The organism is Streptomyces sp. NPDC001889 (genome assembly GCF_053594535.1).
Window position 1 is genome coordinate 221,214 of sequence record NZ_JBSFER010000018.1, and the last position, 7,583, is coordinate 228,796.

Sequence of the window (7,583 nt, forward strand, 5' to 3'; positions counted from 1 at the left end):
GCGGCCACCGGCGCGGCAGCCGGCCCGGGGCGCCCGGGCCGCCCCCTCCTCCGGGCGGGGCCGGGGGCACGGTGGTCCGCCGGGCAAGGGATACCCCCGTGACCCCTTGCCCGGACTCCGCGCCCCCTCCCCCGGTCCGCGCTCCGCGACGCGCCCCGCCCCTCCCCCGAAAAGGCCGGGGAACAGCGCCCGGGAGGCGCCGGCGCCCCCGGCCGCCGGCGGGGCGACCGCGAGGCCGGGGCAACCGCCCTCACACCGCTGCCCGGACATCGGCACGCCCCCTCCTGTCCCCCGGTACCGCGAACCCCGGCCGGGCCCCCGGGCGGTCCGCCCGCCGGGGGGACCGCCTCCGGGCCGGCCGTCCTCGTGGGGAAATGCTGGCACCGGTGTCCTGTGGGCAGCCTGAGGATTCCTGAGAGATCCTCAGGAACGCGGCGGCGTCCCGCGCGTGTTCGTTCTCAGCGTGGCCTCAGGCGCGCGGGGCAATACTGCGCACATGCGGATTCTGGTGGTGGAGGACGACCCGAGACTCGTGGAACTGCTGAGACGCGGGCTGACCGGGGAGGGGTTCGCGGTCGACGCCGCGGACAACGGGTTACGGGGGTTGGAGCTGGCGCTGGAGAACGAGTACGACATCGTCGTACTCGATGTGATGCTCCCGAGGATGAACGGATTCCGGGTCTGCGCCAGGATGCGGGAAGCCGGCTCGTGGACCCCCGTCCTGATGCTGACGGCCAAGGACGGCGAGTACGACGAGGCGGAGGGGCTGGACACCGGCGCGGACGACTACGTCACCAAGCCGTTCTCGTATGTCGCCCTGGTGGCGCGGCTGCGCGCCCTGGTCCGCCGGGGCCGGCGGGAGCGGCCCGCCGTCATCCGGCTGGGCGATCTGACGGTGGACCCGGCCACCCGGCGCTGCCACCGCGGCGATGTCCCGGTGCCGCTGACGGCCCGTGAGTTCGCCGTGCTCTGGTATCTCGCCGGCCGCCAGGGGGAGGTGGTCGCCAAGACCGAGGTGCTGGAGCACGTCTGGGGCGACTTCGACGGCGATGTCAATGTGGTGGAGGTCTATGTCAGCGCGCTGCGCCGCAAGATCGACACCCCGTTCGGGCGCCGCACCATCCACACCGTCCGCGGCGCCGGCTACCGGCTGGAAGACGAACGGCCCGCGCCGTGATCCGCGCGCGGCGGCCGTGGCCCGCGCTGAGCCTGCGGGCGCGGGTGGCGCTGCTCGCCGCGGTCCTGGTGGCGATCCCGCTGGCCATGGGGGCGTCCTTCGTCGTGCTTCTGTCCCGGCAGGAGCTGCTGAGCGCCGCCGCGCTGCGGGCGAACCTCGCCGGGGAGCAGGCCGTGCGGGACGGCCGGATGCTGGAGACCTGCGACCGTCTGGGCATGGCCCGCACGGCCGCGCCCGCTCCCCGGATACGGATGTACTGCGCGGTGGAGGACCCGGCGGGCGGCGAGCGGGGCGGCACGCTGTCACCCTGGCCGTGGCCCGCGCTCCTGGGCGACCGGCCCCGGCCGCTGCGGATGACGACCCCGGCGAACGCCCCGCCCGGAATCATCCGGCTGGTCACGGTCAACACCCTGGAGCGGGAGCAGGCCAGGCTCACCACGGTGGGGCGGCGGGCGGCGGTCTCCGTCATCATGGTCACCGCCGCGGTGGCGGCGACCGCCTGGTTCACCGCCCGGCGCGCCCTGCGGCCCATGGAGGTCATCCGGCTGCGGTTCACCGACCTGAGCGAGCACCATCTCGACCAGCGGGTGCCCGTTCCCCGGACCGACAACGAGATCAGCCGGCTGGCCCGGACCCTCAACGAGACACTCGCCCGTCTCGAACTCTCGGTGGAGCAGCAGCGGCGCTTCACCGCGGACGCCTCGCACGAGCTGCGCACACCGCTCGCCGCGCTGCGCGCGGAGCTGGAGATCGCGCTGGCGCAGCCGGGGAACGCGGACTGGCCCCGGGTGGTGGAGCGCGCGCTGGGCGACGCGATGCGGCTTCAGCAGCTCACGGCGGATCTGCTGGTGCTCGCCCGGATCGATGCGGGTGCCGTGCGGCCCGCCGCCGGGCACGATGTCGACCTCGGGCGTCTGGTGCGCTCGGAGTGCGGCCGGCGCTCCCCCGCCGCGCATCTGGCGCTCGCGGTGTCGGCCGGGCCGGGCCCCTCGGTGGTGCGCGGCCATCCGCTGCTGCTGGCGCAGGTGCTCGGCAATCTGCTCGACAACGCCGAGCGCTACGCCGCCGGCCGGATCTCGGTCCGGCTGCGCCACGAGGCGCGGTCCGGGCGGGCGCTGCTGGAGGTGAGCGACGACGGTCCGGGCATCCCCGCGCAGGACCGTGAGCGCGTGTTCGAACGGTTCAGCCGGCTCGATGACGCCCGCAGCCACCGTACCGGCGGGGCGGGGCTCGGTCTGGCCATCGCCCACCATGTCGTCGGGCTCCACCAGGGCTCTCTGGCGATCGTCGACAGCCCGCGCGGTGCGCGTTTCGTCGTCTCCCTGCCGTGCGCCCACTGCGCGGACGGGAGCTGACCGGCGGCCCCGCCGGTCAGGGCGGCCCCGCGCAGGAGGGGCAGACCCAGGACCGGGGTCCCGCCCCGGGCCCGTTGAGCAGTCCCCTGGACTCCAGATACCGCCGTGCCACGTCCTCGGGCAGTCTGCGCCAGCTGTCCACCTGCCGGTTCAGCGACGCCAGATCGGCGGTGGTCAGTACGGTGTTGAGCCGGGCCAGCGCGCGGGTCGCCCCCGCGCCGCCCGCGCGGGAGCGGTTGACCACGGGCACGATGTAGTCGGCGTTCTGGAGGTGCCGGTCGTCCGCGAGGAGCACGAGTCCGAAGCTGTCGAGTGTCGCGTCGGTGGTCGTGGTCAGCACCATCTGGTCCCGGCCGCTCTGGACCGCCTGTTTGGCCTGGGTGGTGCCGACCCCTTTGGGGTCGACGGCGGTGATGTCGATTCCGTAGACCTTCTTGAGCCCGGGTTCGCAGTAGGGCCGCTGGACGCATTCGTCGCCCGCGGCGAGCCGTACGGGGAGCCCCGACCTGCCCAGGTCGCTCAGGGTCTTCAGCCGGTGCTCGGCGGCGTAGCTCCGGGCCACGGCGAAGGCGTTCTGGTCGACGGCCTTCCCGGGGTCGAGGACTTCGAGGCCGCGCGGGGTCGCGAGCCGGCGCAGGGCGGTCATGGTCCGGCCGAGATCGGGGGAGCCGGCGGGCGGCGCGTCGGGGCCGTTGGCCTTGGCGTTCAGCCAGTCGGCGAAGGTGGCCGCGTACTCGGGCACCACATCGATCTGACCGCTCTCCAGCGCGGGTTCGTAGATCTCCCGGTTGGTGACGGACAGGACCCGGGTCCGGTATCCGGCGTGGCGCAGGAGGAGGGCGTACATCTGGGCGAGGAGGTCGCTCTCGGTGAAGCCGGCCGAGCCGATGGTCAGGTCCCTGCTGTCGCCGGGGGGCGCGGTGACCTCGCCCCGGTGCTCCAGCGAGGGCCCGCTGGTGCAGGTGGTGACCGCCAGCAGGGCGAGGGCGGCGACACCGAGGCGGGCCCGCATCAGCCGTTCCCCCGGGGCCGGCCGGGGGCCAGTCGCTGCCCGGCCTCGAAGAGTCCCTCGACGATCAGCGCGAAGACGGCGACCAGGACCGCGCCCGCCACCACCTGGGGTGTGGAGGCGAGGTTGAAGCCCGCGGTGATGATCCGGCCGAGCCCGCCGCCGCCCGCGAGCGCGGCGATGGTGGCGGTGGCGACGAGCTGGACCGCGGCGATCCGTACGCCGGTGAGGATCAGCGGCAGCGCGAGCGGGATCTCCACTCCGTACAGCATCTGCCGGCCCGTCATGCCCATGCCCCGTGCCGCCCGTACGACATCGCGGTCGACGCCGCGCATGCCGACGTAGGCATTGGTCAGCAGCGGCGGTACGGCGAAGAGCACCAGGGCGATGATGGTGGGCCAGGCGCCGTAGCCGCCGATCGGGCTGAGCAGCAGCAGGACGAGGACGGCGAAGGTCGGCACGGCGCGGCCGACGTTGGAGATGTTGACGGCGAGCGCACCGCCCCTGCCGAGGTGGCCGAGGACCAGGGCGACGGGCAGGGCGATCAGACAGCTCAGCGCGAGGCAGACTCCGGTGAGGTGGATGTGTTCGACGAGGCGGTGGGTGATGCCGTCCTCGCCGGACCAGTGGGCCGGGTCGGTGAGCCACTCCCACGCCTGGGCGAGGGTGTTCATGCGCTCACCGCCCGGGTCCAGGGGGTGGCGAACCGCTGGACCAGCAGGAGCAGCAGATCGGCGGCGACGGCGATCACCACGCAGAGGACCGATGCGGTCAGGACCTGCGCCTTGAAGTAGGTGTTCATTCCGGCGTAGATGAGGTTGCCGAGACCGCCGTAGCCGACGATCGCCCCGATGGTGACCAGGGAGATCGCGGAGACGGTGGCGATCCGCAGACCCGCCATGGCGGCGGGCAGCGCGAGCGGCAGCTCGACGGCGAGCAGCAGCCGGACAGGGCCGTACCCCATGCCGCGGGCCGCCTGCCGGGTCTCCTCGGGGACCGCGCGGAGCCCGGCGAGGATGTTCCGTACGAGCAGGGTGAGGGAGTAGAGGACCAGGCCCGCGATGACGATGGAGGCGGAGAGCCCGTAGACGGGCAGCAGCAGCGAGAACATCGCCAGGGAGGGGATGGTGTAGAGGACGGTCGTCACGGCGAGGACCGGTCCGGCCGCCCAGCGCCAGCGGCGGGCGGCGATGGCGAGCGGAAAGGCGACGACGAGGGCGATGAGCACGGAGACCGCGGTGAGCTGGAGGTGCTGGAGCACCGCGTCCGTGAGGATCGCGCTGCGTGTGGAGAGGTACTCACCGCAGATCCACTCATTGCGTGCGAGGCAGTCGTCGGGGGTCGCCGTCACCCGTTCATTGGAGCCCGGTGGCGGGACGGGCGCGCGTTCTGCTCGCCTGTTCGAGTGCGTGCCCGCCCGTGGGCCGCGGGCGGCTCACGGGGTGAGGAAGTGGCCCGCGTACTCCGCCGCCGGCGGGATCTCGGTGATGACGTCGATGAGGACGCCGTTGGGGTCGGCGACGATGAAGTGCCGCTGGCCGAAGTCCTCGGTGCGCAGCTCCAGCAGGGGTTCGAGTCCCTCGCGGACGACCAGGCGCTCCCACTCGGCGTCGGCGTCCGCCACCTCGAAGTTGAGGAGGAGACCACTGACGGGGTTGCGGTGGCCCTCGGGGATGGTGGGGTGGGTGTGGTCCAGGACGGCCAGTTCGTAGGGAAGCTCGCCGGGGCGGCGCAGACTGACGTACCAGTCGGCCTCGAAGGTGGTCTCGAAGCCCATGAGCCGGGTGTAGAAGTCCACGGTCTCCTGGACCCGGTCGGTGGCAATCACGGGATAGAAGCTGGTCAGCACGGTGGTCTCCCTTTTTCACATACCGTTGGTACGCGAATAACGGTAGTGACGTACCATCGGTATGTCAAAGGCGGGAGCGCATGGCGGACGGAGCACGATGCGGCACATGACCAGAGCCCAGCAGCGGGAGCGGACCCGCGAGACCCTGCTGCGGGTGAGCCGGGAGCTGTTCGCGGCACAGGGGTACGGGGCGGTGGGCCTGGCGGAGATCGTGCGGGCCGCGGAGGTCACCAAGGGCGCGCTCTACCACCACTTCGAGGGCAAGGCGGCGCTGTTCCGCGCGGTGCTGGAGCAGGTCCAGGAGGAGGTGGGCGAGCGGGTGGCCGCCGCGGCCGACGCCCGGGAGGACCCGTGGGAGCGGCTCACCGCCGGCTGTCAGGAGTTCATCACGGCGGCCACCGCCCCCGAGATCCAGCGGATCATGCTGATCGACGGCCCCGCGGTGCTGGGGTGGAACGAGTGGCGGGGCATGGACGAGGCGTCATCGGCGCGCCATCTCGCCGAGGCGCTCACCGCGCTGGCGGAGCGGGGCGTCATCACCCGGCAGCCGGTCGCCCCGCTGGCCCATCTGCTCTCGGGCGCGATGAACGAGGCAGCCCTGTGGCTGGCCGCGTCCGGGACCCCGGACGATCTGGCGGACACCCGGGCGGCGCTCTCCCGGATGCTGGAGGCGCTGCGGGCGCCGTGAGCCGGGGCGGCGGCCCGCCCGGGCGGCCGGGCCGGCGGGTGCTCAGTAGCGGTCGGAGTGTCCGACCGGATCACAGAGTTCCAGGACGGGATCGCCCTCGTGGGGGTCGCAGTCGGCCACCGGGCGCACCCTGGCGCCGACCCAGACGAACTGCGGCGGGATGCCGACGACACGGCAGCGGAACATGAAGCCCTCGGGGAAGCGCACCAGGGACTCGTTGCGCGCCACCCGCGTATAGCGGTTGACGACGGCCGACCGGACCACGACACCCTCGCTGTAGCTGCACTCCGACTCCAGGTCACTGGACGCGCAGACCGGGCACAGCAGCCGCCGGAAGGAGGCGGTACCGCACCAGCGGCAGCGCTGGAAGATCAGGCCGGTCTCTCGCCGCGCCGTCGGCGCGGTACCGGTTGCGGGCTGGGACACGTCTCGACTCCCTGCACTCGACTCGAACGCGCCACGCCTCGCGGGGGCGCCTCCGCACCATATGGCACTGAGTGCCTTCCCGTACAGGTACTGAGTGCCTATGTGCTGGTGCGGCCGTCGCCGAGGGCCGCTTCGAGCTGCTGCACCACGCGCCACAGCGGGGCGCCTCTCGGTGCGACCATCACCACGACCTCGCGGTCGTCGCCGGTCCCGGCGCCCGCCCCGGCCGCCGGTGGCAGCACCGTCGCGGACCCGCCCGGGGCGCCGCCCCAGACCTCGCGCACGAATCCGAGCGCGTGGTCCACCGCGGCCCGGGCATCGCCGTCGCCGCCCGAACGGAGCCACGAGCGGAGGCCGTTGTTGTGCGCCGCCACCACGGCGGCGGCGATCACCTCGGCCCGCAGCGACCCGTCCGGCGCCGTGGCGTAGCGTCCGCGCAGATAGCCGGCGAGCGTGCGCTCATAGCGGCGCACCACGGACAGCTCATAGGTGCGCAGCCCGGGGACCTCCCTGGTGAGCCGGTAACGCTGGACGGAGAACTCGGGGTTGGCCGCGTACATCCGCAGCACGATCAGGGCCGCCTCGCAGACCCGCTCCACCGGGTCGCCGTCGGCCGCGGCCCCCAGGAACGCCGTCATATCGGCGAGGCAGCGCTCGTGGTCGGGGAAGACCGCGTCCTCCTTCGAGGGGAAGTACCGGAAGAAGGACCGGCGCCCCACCCCCGCCCGGGCCACGATGTCGTCCACCGTGGTCCCCTCGAAACCCCGCTCCATGAAGAGCTGGAAGGCGGCCTCGGCGAGCACATCGCGCATGGGTGCCCTGGCCGCCGCCGGCTCCGTCGTGGGCCCGGGGGCGGCCTTGCGTCGTCTGCGCACCTCAGTCATGCCGGGAAACGTAGCACCGGAAGGGAGGTTTTGGCACTGAGTACCTTTACACGGGGTACTCAGTGCCATAGCCTCGGTCGGAGACTGACCCGCCCATCACGAGGAGAGCCGGCGTGAGCTTGAGGATCGTTGTCTGTGTGAAGTATGTGCCCGATGCCTCGGGTGACCGTGGCTTCGCCGGGGATCTGACGGTGG

9 protein-coding genes and 1 pseudogene are annotated in these 7,583 nt (G+C 72.9%); 4 read left to right on the forward strand and 6 right to left on the reverse strand.

Annotated elements, in window-relative coordinates:
- Positions 1 to 496 precede the first annotated feature (496 nt).
- Both ACWCRA_RS22280 and ACWCRA_RS22285 read left to right on the forward strand, forming a co-directional pair.
- On the forward strand, positions 497 to 1,177 hold the full coding sequence (locus ACWCRA_RS22280) for a response regulator transcription factor (protein WP_351554634.1): 681 nt from the start codon (positions 497 to 499) through the stop codon (positions 1,175 to 1,177).
- Positions 1,174 to 2,532: a sensor histidine kinase gene (locus ACWCRA_RS22285; protein WP_451068414.1), complete on the forward strand. Its 1,359-nt coding sequence runs from the start codon at positions 1,174 to 1,176 to the stop codon at positions 2,530 to 2,532. Before ACWCRA_RS22280 ends, ACWCRA_RS22285 begins: the two co-directional genes overlap by 4 nt.
- A 16-nt stretch (positions 2,533 to 2,548) precedes the next feature.
- Here ACWCRA_RS22285 and ACWCRA_RS22290 read toward each other — a convergent pair whose 3' ends face one another.
- The 4 genes from ACWCRA_RS22290 to ACWCRA_RS22305 all read right to left on the reverse strand — a co-directional run bounded on the left by ACWCRA_RS22290 (position 2,549) and on the right by ACWCRA_RS22305 (position 5,390).
- Entirely contained in the window at positions 2,549 to 3,544 is a 996-nt protein-coding gene (locus ACWCRA_RS22290; RefSeq protein WP_451068415.1) for an ABC transporter substrate-binding protein, read from the reverse strand.
- The gene (locus ACWCRA_RS22295) at positions 3,544 to 4,215 is read right to left on the reverse strand and encodes an ABC transporter permease (RefSeq protein WP_351554643.1); all 672 of its coding nucleotides are present in this window, start codon (positions 4,213 to 4,215) and stop codon (positions 3,544 to 3,546) included. Before ACWCRA_RS22295 ends, ACWCRA_RS22290 begins: the two co-directional genes overlap by 1 nt.
- Positions 4,212 to 4,892 carry an ABC transporter permease gene (locus ACWCRA_RS22300; protein ID WP_451068416.1) on the reverse strand — a complete coding sequence of 227 codons (681 nt, stop codon included), beginning with the start codon at positions 4,890 to 4,892 and terminating at the stop codon, positions 4,212 to 4,214. Before ACWCRA_RS22300 ends, ACWCRA_RS22295 begins: the two co-directional genes overlap by 4 nt.
- A gap of 84 nt (positions 4,893 to 4,976) precedes the next feature.
- Entirely contained in the window at positions 4,977 to 5,390 is a 414-nt protein-coding gene (locus ACWCRA_RS22305; protein WP_351554649.1) for a VOC family protein, read from the reverse strand.
- A 97-nt stretch (positions 5,391 to 5,487) separates the two neighbouring features.
- On the opposite strand from ACWCRA_RS22305, the gene ACWCRA_RS22310 reads away from it, so the two are divergent.
- Positions 5,488 to 6,078 (forward strand): TetR/AcrR family transcriptional regulator, encoded by a 591-nt coding sequence (locus tag ACWCRA_RS22310; RefSeq protein ID WP_451068417.1) that lies wholly within the window; start codon positions 5,488 to 5,490, stop codon positions 6,076 to 6,078.
- Positions 6,079 to 6,120: 42 nt separating this feature from the next.
- Here ACWCRA_RS22310 and ACWCRA_RS22315 read toward each other — a convergent pair whose 3' ends face one another.
- Together ACWCRA_RS22315 and ACWCRA_RS22320 are read right to left on the reverse strand one after the other, a co-directional pair.
- On the reverse strand, positions 6,121 to 6,504 hold the full coding sequence (locus ACWCRA_RS22315; protein ID WP_351554655.1) for a Zn-ribbon domain-containing OB-fold protein: 384 nt from the start codon (positions 6,502 to 6,504) through the stop codon (positions 6,121 to 6,123).
- Between the two features lie 98 nt (positions 6,505 to 6,602).
- Positions 6,603 to 7,316 (reverse strand): TetR family transcriptional regulator, encoded by a 714-nt coding sequence (locus ACWCRA_RS22320; RefSeq protein WP_451068425.1) that lies wholly within the window; start codon positions 7,314 to 7,316, stop codon positions 6,603 to 6,605.
- Positions 7,317 to 7,501: 185 nt separating this feature from the next.
- Between ACWCRA_RS22320 and ACWCRA_RS22325 the strand changes: the two are divergent.
- A pseudogene (locus tag ACWCRA_RS22325) lies at positions 7,502 to 7,583 on the forward strand (electron transfer flavoprotein subunit beta); the annotation flags it as partial.

Bases quoted from the DNA above. Each gene is read 5' to 3' on its own strand.
- ACWCRA_RS22280 (WP_351554634.1), top strand. From the start codon at position 497: ATGCGGATTCTGGTGGTGGAGGACGACCCGAGACTCGTGGAACTGCTG.
- ACWCRA_RS22290 (WP_451068415.1), bottom strand. From the start codon at position 3,544: ATGCGGGCCCGCCTCGGTGTCGCCGCCCTCGCCCTGCTGGCGGTCACC.
- ACWCRA_RS22295 (WP_351554643.1), bottom strand. From the start codon at position 4,215: ATGAACACCCTCGCCCAGGCGTGGGAGTGGCTCACCGACCCGGCCCAC.
- ACWCRA_RS22310 (WP_451068417.1), top strand. From the start codon at position 5,488: ATGCGGCACATGACCAGAGCCCAGCAGCGGGAGCGGACCCGCGAGACC.
- ACWCRA_RS22320 (WP_451068425.1), bottom strand. From the start codon at position 7,316: ATGCGCGATGTGCTCGCCGAGGCCGCCTTCCAGCTCTTCATGGAGCGG.